Genomic DNA, 17,482 nt, shown 5'->3' with positions numbered 1-17,482 from the left:
TCACACGAGTCGCACCATCGGCGCTGTTTTCGAGCGCGCGGTCGGCGGAGGATCGACGGTTTGAAAGAGCGGACTGACCGAGGCTGACAGATTGGGGGTTTGTAGGACAGGGCGATGTATGGGATTAGCGGAAAGTCGACAGGCCGCTTCCGATGCCATTCTTTTACTGGTAGCTTGTTGGAATGTTTTGGGAAAACACCCCAGAGGATGGGGCAACAAGACAAGCGATGATGAAGGCGTTGGCGATGGTTTTTGTGCCAGCGGCAATCGCGATCTTTGCGCTTCTCTACGTTGTGGTTCCGCGAAGACCGCCAACCTCCCAAGCATGGGCGAACGGGACGTACATCAACCCCTGCTGCCCTCCGATCATCCTGCGGGACGGGTTGCTCGCTTCAGGAAAAATGAAGTCGAGATATACGGTCGATTACGGGAAGCGCGGTTATTTTATAAATGTCGATGAAGGCATCGGAGTTGACGGTAAAAGTGTGAAGCTCGGCGCGCTGGCGCAAAACGTTCCATTCAATAGGGTTAGCGAAGCCCAGCCCGCAATCCATGGGCCGGAGTCGCTGCACCTTTATCAAGTTGAGACCTTTGACGATGTGATTTTCGTTAAACAGTGAATAGATCAAAAGGACGTTTGATTAAGGTAGGCTGATTGTTCCGCGGGAACGTCCGCAACTGGCCGAGTCCACTCACCGCACCACCAAATCCACCCGCTCCCCCGCCACCACATCTCCAGCCACACGCAGCAAAACCCCCTCCGCATCACGCCCCACGATCGTCGCCGCACGCCGCGCCCCGGGCGCAATCTCCACGCCGCCCGTCGCCACGACGCGTCCCGCCCCGAGCAGCACGACATGATCCGCAACGCTGCGCACTTCGTCGGCGTCGTGCGTGACGTACACCATCGGCAAGCGGAAATCGGCCCTGAGCCGCTGGATATAGGCGAGGATCTCGGCTTTCCGCGCGCCGTCGAGCGCGGCGAGGGGTTCGTCGAGCAGCAGCAGATCGGGCTGGCTGAGTAGCGCGCGGCCGAGCGCGATGCGTTGCCGCTCGCCGCCCGAAAGATCGGCGACGCCGCGCGCGAGGAGGTGGCCGATGTCGAGCACCGCGACGACATGATCGAACGCGATGCGGTGGGGCAGGGGCGCGCGCTTGAGGCCGTAGCGGAGGTTCCCCTCCACTTTCAGATGCGGGAACAGCCGCGCATCCTGAAACACCCAGCCGATCCGCCGCGCGGGTGGACGCACGAACACCCCCGCCGCCGTGTCGGTCAGCACGCGCTCCCCCAGCACGATCCGTCCGCGCGTGACGGCGCCCGATCCGGCGATTGCGGCGAGCGTCGCGCTCTTGCCCGCGCCCGAGGGGCCGAACAATGCGGTCACGCCGTCGGCTGGTCCTTCGAAGGCGACGTCGAGCGTGAAGGCGCCCAGCCGCCGCTCGACCGCGACGGAGATCATGCGCCCGCTCGCTTGCGGCCATAAGCGAGCAACGCTTCCGACAGCAAAAGCGCGGCAATCGCGACGGTGAAGGAAATGCCCGCCAAGCGCAGCGCGATCGCCTCGCCGCCGGGTTGCTGGAGCGCCGCATAGATGGCGAGCGCGAGCGTTTGCGTCTCGCCCGGAATGTTGGCGGCGAAGGTGATGACCGCGCCGAATTCGCCGAGCGCCGCAGCAAAGCCGATCACCGCGGCGGCGATCACGCCCGGTGCGGCGAGCGGGAGCGTCACGCTGAACATCCGGTCCCAGAAGCCAGCGCCGAGGCTCGCCGCGACATCATCGAGCCGCGCGTCGACGCTCTCGATCGCCTGACGACAGGCGCGGAGCATCAGCGGAAAGGCCATCACCCCGGCCGCGAGCGCCGCGCCGTTCGCGGTGAAGATCAGCCGGATACCGACGCTCGCCAGCGCCTTGCCGAGCGGGGCGTCCGCGCCGAACAGCAGGATCAGCACCAACCCGACCACCACGGGGGGCAGGAACAGCGACGAATGCAGCACCGCATCGAGCAGCGTCCGCCCCGGAAAGCGCGTGTGCGCCATCGTCCAGCCGACCGCCAGCGCGAGCGGCAGCCCGACCAGCACCGCACGCCCCGCGACCGAGACGCTGAGCGCGAGGACGCTCCATTCCTCGGGGGTCAGCATCCGCGTTCAGAAGGTCCGGAAGCCGAAGCGGCGGAAGATCGCCTTGGCCTCGGGGCCGTTTAGATACGCCGCGAAGCCGCGCGCCGCTGGCCCCGCCCCGCGCACGATCGCGGCGGGATAGTCGATCGGCGGGTGGCTGGCCTCGGGGAAGATGCCGATGATCTTCACGCCGCGTTCGGCGCGCGCGTCGGTTTCGTAGACCACGCCGAGCGGGGCGGCGTGGCGGGCGACATAGGAGAGGGCGACGCGGACATTGTCGGCGGGGGCGAGCTTGCCCTGGACGGCGGGCCATACGCCGAGCCGGGTGAGTGCTGCCTTGGCGTAAAGGCCCGCGGGCACATAGGCCGGGTCGCCCAGCGCGAGCCGCCCCTTCGGGCCGAGCGTCTGTGCGAGCGGAAAGTTCGGTGCGATCCGCAGGGTGGTGCGGCTGTCGGCGGGTGCGATCAGCACGAGCCGTCCGCGCAGCACGTCGCGGCGGCTTCCGGCGACGAGGAAGCCTGAACGCGCGACATGATCCATCCATTGCCGATCCGCCGAGACGAACACATCCGCTCGCGCTCCGGCCTCGATTTGCTTGGCCAGCAGATTGCTCGCGGCGAAGGAGAAGCGCACCGGCACGCCGGTCCGGGCGGAATAGGTCTTGCCCACCGCCTGCAGCGCATCGGTCAGCGAGGCGGCGGCGAAGACGGTGAGCGGGGCGGGGGGGGCTGCTGAAACCGGCGCGGAGGCGCCCAGCGATGCGGCCATCGCGATCAACACGGAAAGCAGGGTTCGGCGGTTCATCCACGGTCCGTTCGGTGTGCTGTATCGAGGGACATATAGTGGATCGGGGCAAAGGACTAGCTGGGTTGGCGGATACACTGGCAGGCCCGCGCTGCGACGACCCGTCAAGAAAATGTTGACGTGCTTCGGTCAATTAAATATTGACGGCGCGTCAATACAACCTTGATGAAGAATCGCATGCATATTCTTGAGCAGCAGGCAATCAGAGCGAAAACATCGGCGTTGGTGCTGGACTGGGCGGCCAGCAGGGAACCTCCCTTTACCGGGGAGACTGGCGAGGGTTTCCTGGAAGCCATTACCGCAGCGCATCTGGTGGCAGATGAAGGCAGAGTCGGTTTGCATCGTTGGGTCGATGCGGCGAGGCGGACGGGGCTTAGCTGGACGGATATTGGCAGCGCGCTCGGCATCTCCAAACAGGCGGCGCAACAACGCTTCAAGTCGACAGAAACAGCGGACGATCTGGCCGGTGAAGACGGTGAGGAGATCGTTCGTCTCGGCGCCACCGCGTTCAATGAGATGAGCATCCTGCGCGACGAGGGCAAGAAGGGCCGCGAACTGGTCCGGACCGGGGCACTCACTTTGGTATTCCGGCCGACCAGCCACCCGTGGGAGTATCGCCGACGCGTTGGCGTGGTGCCGATGATCGCAGAGATGAAGAGCGCTGGATGGATATACGTGTCCAGCTGGATTCCGTTTCACTACTTCAAACGACCGCTGCCGATCGCGTGATCGCGAGGGGCGGCTGTACGCGTGACACGTACTTGACCCAAACGAAAGCCGCCGCCCGGTCACCCGGACGGCGGCTTTTTTCGTCAGTAGCTCAGGCGGTAACCCGAACCAGAATCACTCCTGGTTCAGATACTCGCCGGCATCGGCATCGGTGCCGTGACCGCTGGAGACGACCGCGCCAAGCGCATCGTCGCCGGTGCCGCCGGCATCGCGTGGCGACCGCTTGAGTTCGGCGTCATGTTCTTCCTTGGCCGAATTCGGCGCGATGATCGACGCTTCGGCCATCCGGCGTTGCGACACGCGCATCGCCGCATCGCGCGACGAAGCGGTGACGCGCAGGCGGTTCATGCCTGCACCCGTACCCGCCGGGATCAGGCGACCTACGATCACATTCTCCTTGAGACCGGTGAGCGTGTCCTTCTTGCCCTGCACCGAGGCTTCGGTGAGGACGCGGGTGGTCTCCTGGAACGACGCCGCCGAGATGAAGCTGCGCGTTTGCAGCGACGCCTTGGTGATGCCAAGCAGCACGGGCTTGCCCTGCGCCGGACGCTCCTTCTTGCCGATCTTGGCATTGGTCTCGTCCATCTCGTCGCGATCGACTTGCTCGCCCTTGAGCAGCGTGGTGTCGCCGCCGTCGGTGATCTCGACCTTTTGCAGCATCTGACGAACGATCGTTTCGATGTGCTTGTCGTTGATCTTCACGCCCTGGAGACGATACACCTCCTGGATTTCCGAGACGAGATATTCGGCCAGCGGCTCCACACCCATCGTTTCGAGAATGTCGTGCGGATCGGGGCTGCCGCCGATGAGGTTGTCGCCGCGCTTGACGTAATCGCCTTCCTGCACGTCGATGACCTTCGACTTGGGCACCAGATACTCGACGACGTCGCCGCCATCCTCGGGCTGGATGCCGATCTTGCGCTTGGCCTTGTAATCCTTGCCGAACACAACGCGGCCCGAGACCTTGGCGATGATCGCCGCTTCCTTCGGGATCCGCGCCTCGAACAGCTCGGCGACGCGCGGCAGACCACCGGTGATGTCGCGCGTCTTCGCGCTCTCACGCGACACACGGGCCAGAACGTCGCCGCCATGGACGGTTGCGCCATCCTCGACCGAGAGTGTCGCACCCGCGACCAGCATGTAGCGGCCAGCTTCCTCTGCGCTTTCGCCCGTCAGGGTCAGGCGCGGACGAAGATCCTCCTTCTTGGAGGCGATGCCGCGATTCTCGGTGACGACCCGCTGCGAGATGCCGGTCGCTTCATCGGCCTGCTCAGTGAGCGTCTTGCCCTCGATCAGATCGACATATTTCACGACGCCGCCATTCTCGGTGATCACCGGCATGGTGAACGGGTCCCACTCGGCCAGACGATCGCCCTTCGAAACGATGTGCCCGTCATCGTACAGCACGTAGGCGCCGTACGGGAGGCGGTGCACCGCGCGCTCGCGGCCGTCCATGTCGATGATCGCGACTTCGCCCGACCGCGACAGCACGACGCGACGGCCGCGCTGGTCGGTGATGATGCGGAGATCGCGATATTCCATCGTGCCGTCCGAAAGCGCTTCGAGGTTCGACTGCTCGTTGAGCTGCGCTGCGCCACCGATGTGGAAGGTCCGCATCGTCAGCTGCGTGCCCGGCTCACCGATCGACTGGGCGGCAATGACGCCGACCGCTTCACCGATGTTGACCGGCGTACCGCGGGCGAGATCGCGCCCGTAGCACTTGCCGCACACGCCGATCTTGGTCTCGCAGACGAGCGGCGAGCGGATCTTGCACGACTGCGTGCCGACCGCCTCGATCTGCAGGATCATCGGCTCGTCGAGCAACGTGCCCGAGGGGATGACGATCTCGCCGGTCTTGCTGTCGATGATGTCCTCCGCGGTCGTACGACCGAGGATGCGTTCACCAAGCGACGCGATCGTCGAGCCGCCCTGCACGATCGCGCGCATTTCCAGCGCGCGGGTCGTGCCGCAATCGAGCTCCATGATCACGCAATCCTGCGACACGTCGACCAGACGACGCGTGAGATAGCCCGAGTTCGCGGTCTTCAACGCCGTATCCGCGAGACCCTTACGGGCGCCGTGGGTCGAGTTGAAATATTCAAGGACGGTCAGGCCTTCCTTGAAGTTCGAGATGATCGGCGTTTCGATGATCTCGCCCGACGGCTTGGCCATCAGGCCGCGCATCCCGGCGAGCTGCTTGATCTGCGCCTGCGAACCACGTGCCCCGGAGTGGGCCATCATGTAGATCGAGTTGATCGGCTTCTCGCGACCCTTATTGGGGCCGTCCTCGTAATGCTTAACCGCCTTGATCTCGTCCATCATGGCGTTCGCCACCTGGTCGCCGCAACGGCTCCACGCGTCGATCACCTTGTTGTACTTCTCCTGCTGCGTGATCAGGCCGTCCTGATATTGCTGCTCGAAGTCCTTCACCAGACCCTTGGTCTCATCGACCAAAGCGATCTTGGCGTCGGGAATGATCATGTCGTCCATGCCGAACGAGATGCCGGCCTTGAAGGCGTGCTTGAAGCCCAGCGACATGATCGCGTCGGCGAACAGCACGGTCTCCTTCTGGCCGGTGTGACGATAGACCTCGTCGATCACGTCGCCCACATCCTTCTTGGTGAGCAAGCGGTTGACGGTGTCGAACGGCACCTTGGACGATTGCGGCAGGCACTCGCCGAGCAGCATACGACCGGGGGTGGTCTCATAGCGCTTGAGATACTGCTTGCCGGCTTCATCGGTCTGCGGAACGCGGCTGATGATCTTGGTGTGCAGCGTCACGGCACCGGCTTCCAATGCCTGATGCACTTCCGACATGTCGGAAATCATCATGCCCTGGCCCGGCTCATTCTCCTTGAGCATCGACAGGTAATAGAGCCCCAGCACCATGTCCTGCGACGGCACGATGATCGGCTTGCCGTTGGCGGGCGACAGGATGTTGTTGGTCGACATCATCAGCACGCGCGCTTCGAGCTGCGCTTCGAGGCTGAGCGGCACGTGGACTGCCATCTGATCGCCGTCGAAATCGGCGTTGAAGGCCGAGCAAACCAGCGGGTGAAGCTGGATCGCCTTGCCCTCGATCAGCACGGGCTCGAACGCCTGGATGCCGAGACGGTGGAGCGTCGGGGCACGATTGAGCATCACGGGATGCTCGCGGATCACCTCGTCGAGGATGTCCCAGACTTCCTTGCGCTCCTTCTCGACCCACTTCTTGGCCTGCTTGAGGGTCATCGACAGACCCTTGGCGTCAAGCCGCGCGTAGATGAACGGCTTGAACAGCTCGAGCGCCATCTTCTTGGGCAGGCCGCACTGGTGCAGCTTGAGTTCCGGACCGGTCACGATGACCGAACGACCCGAATAGTCGACGCGCTTGCCCAGAAGGTTCTGACGGAAGCGGCCCTGCTTGCCCTTGAGCATGTCCGACAGCGACTTGAGCGGACGCTTGTTGGCGCCTGTGATCGTGCGACCGCGGCGGCCGTTATCGAACAAGGCGTCGACGGCTTCCTGCAACATGCGCTTTTCGTTGCGGACGATGATGTCCGGCGCGCGCAGCTCCATCAGGCGCTTGAGGCGGTTGTTGCGGTTGATCACGCGGCGATACAGATCGTTCAGATCCGACGTCGCGAAGCGGCCACCGTCGAGCGGGACCAGCGGGCGCAGCTCGGGCGGGATGACCGGCACGACTTCGAGGATCATCCACTCGGGCTTGTTGCCCGAATCGATGAAGCTCTCGACGACCTTCAGCCGCTTGATGATCTTCTTGGGCTTGAGTTCCGATTTGGTGACGGCGAGCTCTTCGAGCAGCTCCTTGCGCTCACCCTCGAGATCGAGGTCCTGCAGCATGATGCGCACGGCTTCGGCGCCGATGCCGGCCGAGAAGGCGTCCTCGCCATATTCGTCCTGCGCGTCGAGAAGCTCGTCCTCGGTCATCAGCTGATATTTTTCGAGCGGGGTGATGCCCGGCTCGATCACGATATACGCTTCGAAATACAGCACGCGCTCGAGCTGCTTGAGCTGCATGTCGAGCAGCAGGCCGATGCGCGACGGCAGCGACTTGAGGAACCAGATGTGCGCGACCGGGGCGGCGAGCTCGATATGGCCCATACGCTCACGCCGGACCTTCGAGACGGTGACCTCGACGCCGCACTTCTCGCAGACGATGCCCTTATACTTCATGCGCTTGTACTTGCCGCACAGGCACTCGTAATCCTTGATGGGACCGAAGATGCGCGCGCAGAACAGGCCGTCACGCTCGGGCTTGAACGTGCGATAGTTGATGGTTTCCGGCTTCTTGATCTCGCCGAACGACCACGACCGGATTTTGTCCGGGCTGGCGATGCCGATCTGGATCTGGTCGAAGGTCTCGGCCTTGACGACCGGGTTCGCGAAGTTGGTCAGTTCGTTCATGGGGATGAACCTTTCCTCGAAATCTTTTACCCTCTCCCGCTTTCGCGGGAGAGGCTGCGCAGACTTGGGTCGCGTTCTTCACGCGGCCCTAGTCGAAGCCGGTGAGGGTCTTCTTCTTGTCGGAAGTCGAAAAGAAGAAGACCCTCACCCAACCCTCTCCCGCGAAGGCGGGAGAGGGCTAGGACGGCGAAGCTTACTCCGCCGCGATCGCGACGCCGTCGCTGTCGAACAGCTCGGTCGTGGTGAGCTCGATGTTGAGACCCAGCGAGCGCATTTCCTTGACGAGCACGTTGAAGCTCTCCGGAATGCCGGCCTCGAACGTGTCGTCACCCTTGACGATCGCCTCATAGACCTTGGTGCGGCCGACCACGTCGTCGGACTTCACCGTCAGCATTTCCTGCAAGGTGTACGCAGCACCATAAGCCTGCAGCGCCCAGACCTCCATCTCGCCGAAGCGCTGGCCACCGAACTGCGCCTTACCACCCAGCGGCTGCTGCGTGACGAGGCTGTACGGCCCGATCGACCGGGCGTGGATCTTGTCGTCGACCAGATGGTGGAGCTTGAGCATATAGATGATGCCCACCGTGACCTTGCGATCGAACTTGTCGCCGGTACGCCCGTCGAACAGGTCCGACTGGCCCGACGTGTCGAGTCCCGCCATTTCCAGCATCGCCGCAACGTCGGCCTCGCGTGCGCCGTCGAACACGGGCGTTCCCATCGGGATGCCGGTCCGCAGGTTCTGCGCGAGTTCGACGATCTGCTCGCCATCACGCGCCTCAATGTCGGCGGCATAATGCTCGCCATACACTTCGAGCAGCCGTGCCTTCACCGCGTCGGGCATATCGCTCGCCGTCGGATTGGGGTTGGCTTCGCGCCATTCCTCGAGCGCGGCATAGACTTGCTGCCCAAGATTGCGGGCAGCCCAGCCGAGATGCGTTTCGAAGATCTGCCCGACGTTCATGCGCGACGGCACGCCCAGCGGGTTGAGCACGATATCGACCGGCGTCCCGTCGGCGAGGAACGGCATGTCCTCCGCCGGCAGGATCCGCGAGATGACGCCCTTATTGCCGTGACGGCCGGCCATCTTGTCACCCGGCTGCAGCTTGCGCTTCACCGCGACGAACACCTTGACCATCTTGAGCACGCCTGGCGGCAACTCGTCACCACGCTCGAGCTTGTCGCGACGATCGTGGAACTTGTCGAGGATCAGCTTGGCGGCATCGTCATATTGCGCCTTCACCGCTTCGAGGTTCGACTGAACCTGGTCATCGGCGACCGCGAACTTCCACCATTCGTGGCGGTCGATGCTGTCGAGCAGATCGGCGTCGATCACCACACCCTTTTTCGGCCCGTTCTTGGGCACGGCGGTGGCAGTCTGGCCGATCAGCATGTCCTTCAGGCGCGACCAGGTCGCACGGTTGAGGATGCCGCGTTCGTCGTCCGAATCCTTCTTCAGGCGCTCGATTTCCTCGCGCTCGATCGCCATCGCGCGCTCGTCCTTGTCGATGCCGTGGCGATTGAACACCCGGACTTCGACCACGGTACCGGCAACGCCCGGCGGCAAGCGGAGCGAGGTATCGCGCACGTCCGATGCCTTTTCCCCGAAGATCGCGCGGAGGAGCTTTTCCTCCGGCGTCATCGGCGATTCGCCCTTGGGCGTGATCTTGCCGGCGAGAATATCGCCCGGCTCGACTTCGGCACCGATGTACACGATCCCGGCTTCGTCGAGGTTGCGGAGCGCTTCCTCGCCGACGTTCGGGATATCGCGCGTGATGTCTTCCGGCCCGAGCTTGGTGTCGCGCGCCATCACTTCGAACTCTTCGATGTGGATCGACGTGAACACGTCGTCCTTCACGATACGCTCGGAGATGAGGATGGAATCCTCATAGTTGTAGCCGTTCCACGGCATGAACGCGACGAGCGTGTTCCGGCCCAGCGCGAGCTCCCCGAACTCGGTCGACGGGCCGTCGGCGATCACGTCGCCGGCGGTGATCACGTCGCCCACCTTCACCAGCGGACGCTGGTTGATGCAGGTGTTCTGGTTCGAGCGCTGGAACTTCATCAGCGTGTAGATATCGACGCCCGATTGACCGGCTTCGACATCACCCGTTGCGCGGATGACGATACGCGCGGCATCGACCTGATCGACGATACCCGCGCGCTTGGCCGAAATCGCCGCACCCGAATCGCGCGCGACGGTCTCTTCCATGCCGGTGCCGACGAACGGCGCCTCGGCCTGGACGAGCGGCACGGCCTGACGCTGCATGTTCGAGCCCATCAGCGCGCGGTTGGCGTCATCGTTTTCCAGGAATGGAATGAGCGATGCCGCAACCGAGACGAGCTGCTTGGGGCTGACGTCCATCAACGTGATGTTGTTGGGGATCGCCATCAGGAATTCGCCCGCTTGACGCGACGAGACGAGTTCTTCGACAAAGCCCTTATCGGCGTTGAGCTCGGCGTTCGCCTGCGCGATCGTGTGCTTGGCCTCTTCCATGGCGGAGAGATACACGACGTCATCGGTCACTTTGTGATCGATGACTTTCCGGTACGGCGTTTCGATGAAGCCATACTTGTTCACACGGCTGAAGCTGGCGAGCGAGTTGATCAGGCCGATGTTCGGGCCTTCCGGCGTTTCGATCGGGCAGATGCGGCCATAATGCGTCGGGTGAACGTCGCGGACTTCGAAGCCCGCGCGCTCACGCGTCAAGCCGCCCGGTCCAAGCGCCGACACGCGGCGCTTGTGGGTGACTTCGGACAGCGGGTTGGTCTGATCCATGAACTGCGACAGCTGCGACGAGCCGAAGAATTCGCGGACCGCGGCAACCGCCGGCTTGGCGTTGATCAGGTCGTTCGGCATCACCGTCGACACGTCGACCGACGACATGCGCTCCTTCACGGCGCGCTCCATGCGGAGCAAGCCGACGCGATACTGGTTCTCCAGCAACTCGCCGACCGAACGCACGCGGCGGTTACCGAGGTTATCGATATCGTCGATGTCGCCCTTGCCGTCCTTCAGATCGACCAGCGTCTTGATGACCGCGAGAATGTCCTCGGTGCGCAGCGTCGTCACAGTGTCTTCGACGTCGAGGTCGAGACGCATGTTGAGCTTCACACGACCCACTGCCGACAGATCGTAGCGGTCGGGATCGAAGAACAGGCCGCTGAACAGCGACTCGGCGGTCTCAAGCGTCGGCGGCTCGCCGGGGCGCATCACGCGGTAAATGTCGGACAGCGCTTGCTCGCGCTCTTCGGCCTTGTCGACCTTGAGCGTGTTGCGGATCCACGCGCCGGTGGCGATGTGATCGATGTCGAGCAATTCGATCCGGTCGATCCCGGCGGAATCGAGCAGTTCGAGATTCTCGGCCGACACTTCGTCGCCCGCTTCGATGTAGATCTGGCCGGTATTGTCGTTGATCAGATCATAGGCGCTGTAACGGCCGAAGATTTCCTCGGTCGGGATCAGCAGGTCGGTGAGACCGTCCTTGGCCGACTTGTTGGCAGCGCGCGGCGAAATCTTCTGGCCGGAGGGGAACACCACTTCGCCGGTCTTGGCGTCGATGATGTCGTACATCGGCTTCTGGCCACGCCAGTTCTCGGCCTGGAACGGGATGATCCAGCCACCCTGACCGCGCACGAAGGTCACGCGGTTGTAGAACTGGTTGAGGATTTCCTCACCGGTCATGCCGAGCGCGTACAGCAGTGCCGTCACCGGCAGCTTGCGCTTGCGATCGATGCGGACGTTGACGATGTCCTTGGCGTCGAATTCGAAATCGAGCCACGAACCGCGATACGGAATCACGCGTGCCGCGAAGAGATACTTGCCCGACGAATGCGTCTTGCCGCGATCGTGATCGAACAGCACGCCCGGCGAACGGTGCATCTGCGACACGATGACACGCTCGGTCCCGTTGATGATGAAGGTGCCGTTGCCCGTCATCAGGGGCATGTCGCCCATGTAAACGTCCTGTTCCTTGATATCGAGCACCGAGCGCGAATCGGTGTCGGCATCGACCTCGAACACGATCAGGCGGAGCGTCACGCGCATGGGTGCGGCATAGGTGATGCCGCGCTGGCGGCACTCGTCAGTGTCGAACTTCGGCGGCTCAAGCTCGTAATGCACGAAGTCGAGCTCGGCGGTGCCGGCGAAATCGCGGATCGGGAAAACCGAGCGCAGCGTCTTCTCCAGCCCCGAGACATAGCCCGTCGTCGGATCGGAGCGCAGGAACTGTTCGTAGGATTCGCGCTGAACCTCGATCAGGTTCGGCATCTGCACGACTTCGTGGATGTTGCCGAACACCTTGCGGATGCGGCGCTTGGCCGTTCCGCTTTCGGCGCGCCGCGTTGGGGTGCTGCCGTCGATCGCTTTGGTTGCCATGGAGATGTTGCCCTCAAGCCAATAGTCGTGCCCGGAGACGTCCGGGCGGGCACGCAATGCAAAGACACAAAAAGCCGCTCATCCTCCGCACGGGCGAAGCGACAGCAGCTTTCGGCGTCTTTGAAACCACAAACCCCAATACGATCGATGCGCTGCGCGACGGCACATCATTTCCCGAAGAGTGTGGTGAGGAGAACCACATAGGAAGCGTGTTGGAGCCTGTCAATCAGTGTGCTGCATCCGCGAAATGGCTCAATTGGTCGGCGCGCCGCCCCGCTTGATCGCAATTCTGAGCATCTGGCGGGTCGAATCCCCGGTTCGGGTCATTGATGCCCCGTTATGAACATCAAACCCAACCGCTCGCCCCGCGCGTTGATCGCGCTCCTTCCCACCCTGATGCTGGTGTCGCCAGCGTTTGCACAGGAGGCCCCGACCCAAGTCCCGCCGCCGCCCGCACCGCTCGTACAAAGCGCGCCTGCGCCAAGTGCGGCACCGGTGTTCGCGCCGCCGGCACCCGTCGTACAGGCCGTGCCCGACTATACCAAGGCAACCCCGCCGCCCGTCGTCGCGACCGTGGCCGACGCCCCGCCTGCCGTTGCAACGCCGGCACGGCGCGCGACCGCCACCCGGACCGCGCTGGCAGTCACGACACCGCGCGCCGTAACCATAGCCCCGCGCGATAGCGCCCCCGTTGTCGCTGCTCCAGCGGCAGCGATTGCGCCAGCGACCGCGACTCCGATGACGCAGACGGTTCCGCCGGTCGCGCCGGTCTCCGAAGCAGCGCCGGTTGCCACCACGACGCAGCAGACCACCACGCAAGCGACCTTTGCGCTTTTGCCGTGGATTGTCGGGGCAGGGATCGTGCTGCTCGGCCTGATCGGTTTGCTCGTCAGCCGCCGCCATCCACGCGAGGAAGCGTTTGTTTATGACGTGCCAGCGTATCAGGAGCCGGCCGCCGCACGCCCCGACCCAATCGTCGCGCCCGTCATCGCGCCGCCTGCCGTAGCGCGTGACGTGCCCTTGCTGCGTCCGGACCAGCGACTCGATCCCGTCGCTGCGCCGGCACCGGTGGCGGCCGAGGAAGCGCACATCGTTGCGGCGGACGGGGCGGATGTCGCCGCGCTGACCGACGGCGATGCGCCAATTGCCAATCGCCCGTGGCTCGAATTCTCGATGCGCCCGGTTCGTGCCGGAACCACGTCGGACGAGGCGCTGGTCGAGATCGAGCTGACGGTGGGCAATGCCGGATCGGTAACGGCGGATGACGTCCGGATCTCAACCTTTCTGTTTGCAGCGGCGCCGGCCAACGCTGCCGATGTCGAGAAGCTGCTGCTCGAACATGGCGATGCCAGCGCGAACCCGGTCAGCATCGCGGCGGGCGAGGGGACGCGCGTCGATGCGACACTCGCGCTGCCCAAGCGCGATCTGGCGGCGCTGTTCAGCCCGGTGATCGTCGCCGATGCGCGCTATCGCCTGGCCGATGGCAGCGAAGGCCGAACCTACGCCTCGTTCACGATCGGCATGATGCAGGAGGACGGCGCGCTCGGCGCGCTCAAGAACAACCGGCCGTCGATGCACGAAGATATCGAAGCGCGACTCTACGGCGCGCCGCAACACGCATAAAGCCTCGTCGCGTGCGGCCCGTCTTCCACCCGGAAGGCGGGCCTTTTCGCAGGGACGGCCGACGTCCCGACCGGCGGCTGCGGCATCTGGCCGTAGCGGCGCCAACGACTTGCTTTGGCTCGACGCAATTCTTCGCTATGGTCGCGCGGGTGAAAACCGCTTTATCCCTGATCGCCGCCGCACTCCTTTTGCCCGCGACCGCGTTTGCGCAGAACGCCCCGGCACCGCGGACCTTGCCCGGGCTCGACGATTTCAGCTTGCCCGCGTCGCGCCCGACGCCGCGCGCCGCGCCGACGCCCGAGCCGACGACCAACCCGCGCGCCGCCGGATCGCCCAGCGCGGTCACCCCGCCGCGGATCGTGCCAACCGTCCGCGCGGCTCCGACCCCGCGCCCTAGCGCAACGCCCGCGCGCGCGCCCGTCGTTGCACCGCGACCGATCGCAACGCCACCGTCGCGCGCGCTGCCGACCGCTGCGCCGACGCCCGCGCCGATTGTCACAGCTGCACCGCCCCGCGCTGCGCCGCTGCCCGTGCCGCCCGTCCCCGAGGCGCAGCCTTTGCCCGAGGCTGCCCCGTCTTCGCTGCCGAGCGCCGCAGCGCCGGTTTCACCCCAGCCATCCTTCGCGGTCGAGCCGTGGATGTGGCAGACCTTGCTGATCCTGTTAGCGACGCTCGCAGCGGCGGGAGTCGTCTGGTGGCGCAAGCGCGGATTGCGCGAAGAAGCCGAGCAACGCGACGACCGCCGCCACGAAATCTTCGTGTTCGACACGCCGGCGTCACCCGCCGAGCTTCCGACACCGACACCGACACCGACACCGACACCGACACCGGCACCGGCACCGGTACAGACACCGCCGCCTCCACCGGAACCCTTGGCCGTTTCGGCTGCTCGCGCGACGCTCGACCTCGGCATCGTCCTGAAACGGGCCGGGACCAACCTGCTGAGCGCGGCGGTCGAATATTCGATCCTGATCGAGAATGTCGGCGCCGTCGCCGCGACCGACATTCGCCTCGACGTTCGCCTGCTGAGCTCGGGGCCGCGGCAGGATGCGCTGCTCGCGGCGCTGTTCGCCATGCCGATCGAGCGACCCAATACCGCGCCGTTCGATCTGCCGCCGGGCGCGACGGTCGATCTCGGCGGGATGGCGATGCACCCCAAGGAAACGCTTGAGGTGATGGAGGTGTCTGGCCGGGCGTTGTTCGTGCCGGTGCTGGCGGTCAATGTGACCTATGACTGGGACACGGAGGAGGCGCGGGGCAGCGGCCAGACCGCGCGCTCCTACGTCATCGGCATCGATCGCGGCGGCGACGCCAAGCTCCAGCCCTTCCGCCTCGATGCCGCGGCGCGGATGTACGATACCGTCGGCGCACTGGCCTATACGGCGACCGCGCTACGCTGAATATCGGTATGATGACCGCCGCGAGGGGCGCGGCGGGCAGGGCAGGGGTGTCGTTGCGGGGGTGATCCAACGGAAAAAGGCGGCTCCGTTGCGGGAGCCGCCTCATTCTTTGGATCAAGCGGACATGGGCAAAGCCCATGTCGTCGGACGGCACGAGTGCCGCCGGCCGGCTTTGCTGGGGTGCGATTTAGCGTGGCTAAATCGCACCCCAGCTTCAGCTTACTTAATCTCGACCGTTGCGCCGGCTGCTTCCAGCTGCGCCTTGATCTTGGCGGCTTCTTCCTTGTTGACGCCTTCCTTGACGGCCTTGGGAGCCGATTCGACCAGCGTCTTGGCTTCGGTCAGGCCGAGTGCGGTGATCACGCGCACTTCCTTGATGACGTTGATCTTCTTGCCACCGTCATTGACGAGGATGACGTCGAATTCAGTCTGCTCTTCGACCGCAGGAGCGGCAGGACCGCCTGCTGCCGGGCCAGCGACTGCAACCGCTGCTGCGGCCGAGACGCCCCACTTCTCTTCGAGAAGCTTCGAAAGATCGGCTGCCTCGAGGACGGTGAGGGCCGAAAGCTGGTCAACCAGCGCGTTAAGGTCTGCCATGTGTAGTCTCCACTTTTAGGTTCGGTTTGAAATCTCGAAGCACCTGAATTCAGGCGTCCGCTTCTGCCTTTTCGGTATCCTTGTCGGCATACGCCATGAGGACCCGGGCGAGCTGTGCTGCTGGCGCCTGCGTGATCGTCGCGAGCTTGGTTGCAGGTGCAACCAGGAGGCCCACGATCTTCGCGCGCAGTTCATCCAGCGACGGCATCGTCGCGAGTGCCTTCACACCGTCTACGTCGAGGACGGTCGCGCCCATCGCCCCACCCACGATTTCGAACTTGTCGTTCGTCTTCGCGAAATCGACGGCCACCTTGGCGGCCGCGACAGGGTCAATGGAACTGGCGAGACCGACCGGCCCGGTGAGCAAGTCGCCCAGCGAGAGATAGTCGGTGCCGTCCAGCGCGATCTTGGCAAGCTTGTTCTTCGAGACCTTGTAGGTCGCCCCTGCGTCGCGCATTGCGATACGCAGCTTGGTCGACTGCGCCACCGTCATGCCGAGGTTGCGGGTGACGATCACCACGCCGACTTCGGCAAACGTCTGTTGCAGCTCGGCGACGAGCTCGGTCTTTTGAGCGCGATCCATGCCATTCTCCACGTTTGGCCACGATCCGGGGATCGCGACCGGTTACAAACCGACACGCAGATGCGCATCGGCTATGTCCAGCGATGGGGAATGGGAGCGACGCCCCGATGAGGAGGCGGCATATCGTCACGGCTTGCGCCGTGCGGAAATCCTGTCCCCGTCTCGGCGAGAAATCAAGACCGGCAAATCCCGGTCACTCGCTGTCTCGGACGGTCCCGCCAAGCCGGAGCCTGTCGGGAGAATGCACGCCTTTAGCAGCGAATCGGTAAAAGTCAACATCGCGCGCCTGCAAGCCCCTCCCCTTCAGGGGAGGGGTTGGGGGTGGGGCCGCGCCTCCAATGCTACGTCGGATGTGAGGATAGGCCCCACCCCAACCCCTCCCCTGAAGGGGAGGGGCTAAAAGTGTGTAGCTTTTTGACCGAAACTCAGAAACACTCAGTCCCCAAAAGGACCGCACGAGTCCACGCAGGAAGGATCGCAATCCGCTTGAAGCAGGGGACCGATCGATGACCACGCACTTGCCCGCCGCGCCGCTTTCCGACGAAGCGCAGGATGATTTGTTGACGCGCGGCTTTGCCCGCCGCGACCTTGCGCACATTGCTGCGGTGTTCGGGGCAGGCGCAATCGCCGCGAGTGTCGGGCGGCCCGCCTGGGCGTCGGGTGGCGTGCCCGATCCGGCACCCAGCGCCAAGGTCCGCATTGGCGCGAACGAATGCTGGACCGGCCCGCTCACGCCGGGCGCAATGGCGGCATCGAAGATGATCGGGCAGGGCAATCGCTATTCGCCGCAGGATCAGCGCGGCGATTTCATCAAGGCGGTGATGGCGGTCGAGAATGTGCCGTAA

Annotated in this window: 13 protein-coding genes; 6 read left to right on the top strand and 7 right to left on the bottom strand. The window is 64.2% G+C overall.

From position 1 onward, the window contains the following. Positions 1 to 182: 182 nt before the first annotated feature. Positions 183 to 620: a hypothetical protein gene (locus ABWP09_RS08665; RefSeq protein ID WP_353204743.1), complete on the top strand. Its 438-nt coding sequence runs from the start codon at positions 183 to 185 to the stop codon at positions 618 to 620. A gap of 72 nt (positions 621 to 692) precedes the next feature. On the opposite strand, the gene modC is transcribed toward ABWP09_RS08665, so the two are convergent. The 3 genes from modC to modA are packed head-to-tail and all read right to left on the bottom strand — an operon-like array spanning position 693 to position 2,923. Continuing rightward, positions 693 to 1,460, bottom strand: coding sequence for a molybdenum ABC transporter ATP-binding protein (gene modC / locus ABWP09_RS08660; protein ID WP_353204742.1), 768 nt, complete (start codon positions 1,458 to 1,460; stop codon positions 693 to 695). Continuing rightward, entirely contained in the window at positions 1,457 to 2,140 is a 684-nt protein-coding gene (modB, locus tag ABWP09_RS08655) for a molybdate ABC transporter permease subunit (protein WP_353204741.1), read from the bottom strand. Before modB ends, modC begins: the two co-directional genes overlap by 4 nt. A gap of 6 nt (positions 2,141 to 2,146) precedes the next feature. Beyond that, positions 2,147 to 2,923, bottom strand: coding sequence for a molybdate ABC transporter substrate-binding protein (modA, locus tag ABWP09_RS08650; RefSeq protein WP_353204740.1), 777 nt, complete (start codon positions 2,921 to 2,923; stop codon positions 2,147 to 2,149). Positions 2,924 to 3,088: 165 nt separating this feature from the next. Here modA and ABWP09_RS08645 point away from each other — a divergent pair, with 165 nt between their 5' ends. Next, positions 3,089 to 3,652 carry a hypothetical protein gene (locus tag ABWP09_RS08645; protein ID WP_353204739.1) on the top strand — a complete coding sequence of 188 codons (564 nt, stop codon included), beginning with the start codon at positions 3,089 to 3,091 and terminating at the stop codon, positions 3,650 to 3,652. A 114-nt stretch (positions 3,653 to 3,766) separates the two neighbouring features. On the opposite strand, the gene rpoC is transcribed toward ABWP09_RS08645, so the two are convergent. Beyond that, positions 3,767 to 8,059, bottom strand: a complete 4,293-nt coding sequence (rpoC, locus tag ABWP09_RS08640) for a DNA-directed RNA polymerase subunit beta' (RefSeq protein ID WP_353204738.1) — start codon at positions 8,057 to 8,059, stop codon at positions 3,767 to 3,769. Positions 8,060 to 8,252: 193 nt separating this feature from the next. Next, entirely contained in the window at positions 8,253 to 12,434 is a 4,182-nt protein-coding gene (gene rpoB / locus ABWP09_RS08635) for a DNA-directed RNA polymerase subunit beta (RefSeq protein ID WP_353204737.1), read from the bottom strand. 56 nt (positions 12,435 to 12,490) lie between these two features. Between rpoB and ABWP09_RS08630 the strand changes: the two genes are divergently transcribed. The 3 genes from ABWP09_RS08630 (at position 12,491) to ABWP09_RS08620 (ending at position 15,457) form a co-directional block, all read left to right on the top strand. Next, positions 12,491 to 12,715: a hypothetical protein gene (locus ABWP09_RS08630; protein ID WP_353204736.1), complete on the top strand. Its 225-nt coding sequence runs from the start codon at positions 12,491 to 12,493 to the stop codon at positions 12,713 to 12,715. 58 nt (positions 12,716 to 12,773) lie between these two features. Continuing rightward, positions 12,774 to 14,057 carry a hypothetical protein gene (locus ABWP09_RS08625; RefSeq protein ID WP_353204735.1) on the top strand — a complete coding sequence of 428 codons (1,284 nt, stop codon included), beginning with the start codon at positions 12,774 to 12,776 and terminating at the stop codon, positions 14,055 to 14,057. A 149-nt stretch (positions 14,058 to 14,206) separates the two neighbouring features. After that, the gene (locus ABWP09_RS08620) at positions 14,207 to 15,457 is read left to right on the top strand and encodes a hypothetical protein (protein ID WP_353204734.1); all 1,251 of its coding nucleotides are present in this window, start codon (positions 14,207 to 14,209) and stop codon (positions 15,455 to 15,457) included. Between the two features lie 219 nt (positions 15,458 to 15,676). Here ABWP09_RS08620 and rplL read toward each other — a convergent pair whose 3' ends face one another. Together rplL and rplJ are read right to left on the bottom strand one after the other, a co-directional pair. After that, the gene (gene rplL / locus ABWP09_RS08615; RefSeq protein WP_188445779.1) at positions 15,677 to 16,054 is read right to left on the bottom strand and encodes a 50S ribosomal protein L7/L12; all 378 of its coding nucleotides are present in this window, start codon (positions 16,052 to 16,054) and stop codon (positions 15,677 to 15,679) included. 49 nt (positions 16,055 to 16,103) lie between these two features. After that, the gene (gene rplJ, locus ABWP09_RS08610; protein ID WP_353204744.1) at positions 16,104 to 16,637 is read right to left on the bottom strand and encodes a 50S ribosomal protein L10; all 534 of its coding nucleotides are present in this window, start codon (positions 16,635 to 16,637) and stop codon (positions 16,104 to 16,106) included. Positions 16,638 to 17,143: 506 nt separating this feature from the next. On the opposite strand from rplJ, the gene ABWP09_RS08605 reads away from it, so the two are divergent. After that, on the top strand, positions 17,144 to 17,482 hold the full coding sequence (locus ABWP09_RS08605; RefSeq protein WP_353204733.1) for a hypothetical protein: 339 nt from the start codon (positions 17,144 to 17,146) through the stop codon (positions 17,480 to 17,482).

The organism is Sphingomonas sp., assembly GCF_040398505.1.
In the GTDB taxonomy this organism is placed as follows: Bacteria; Pseudomonadota; Alphaproteobacteria; order Sphingomonadales; family Sphingomonadaceae; genus Sphingomonas.
Note: the sequence above shows the minus strand (reverse complement) of the source record. Positions and strands in the feature narration are given on the sequence as shown.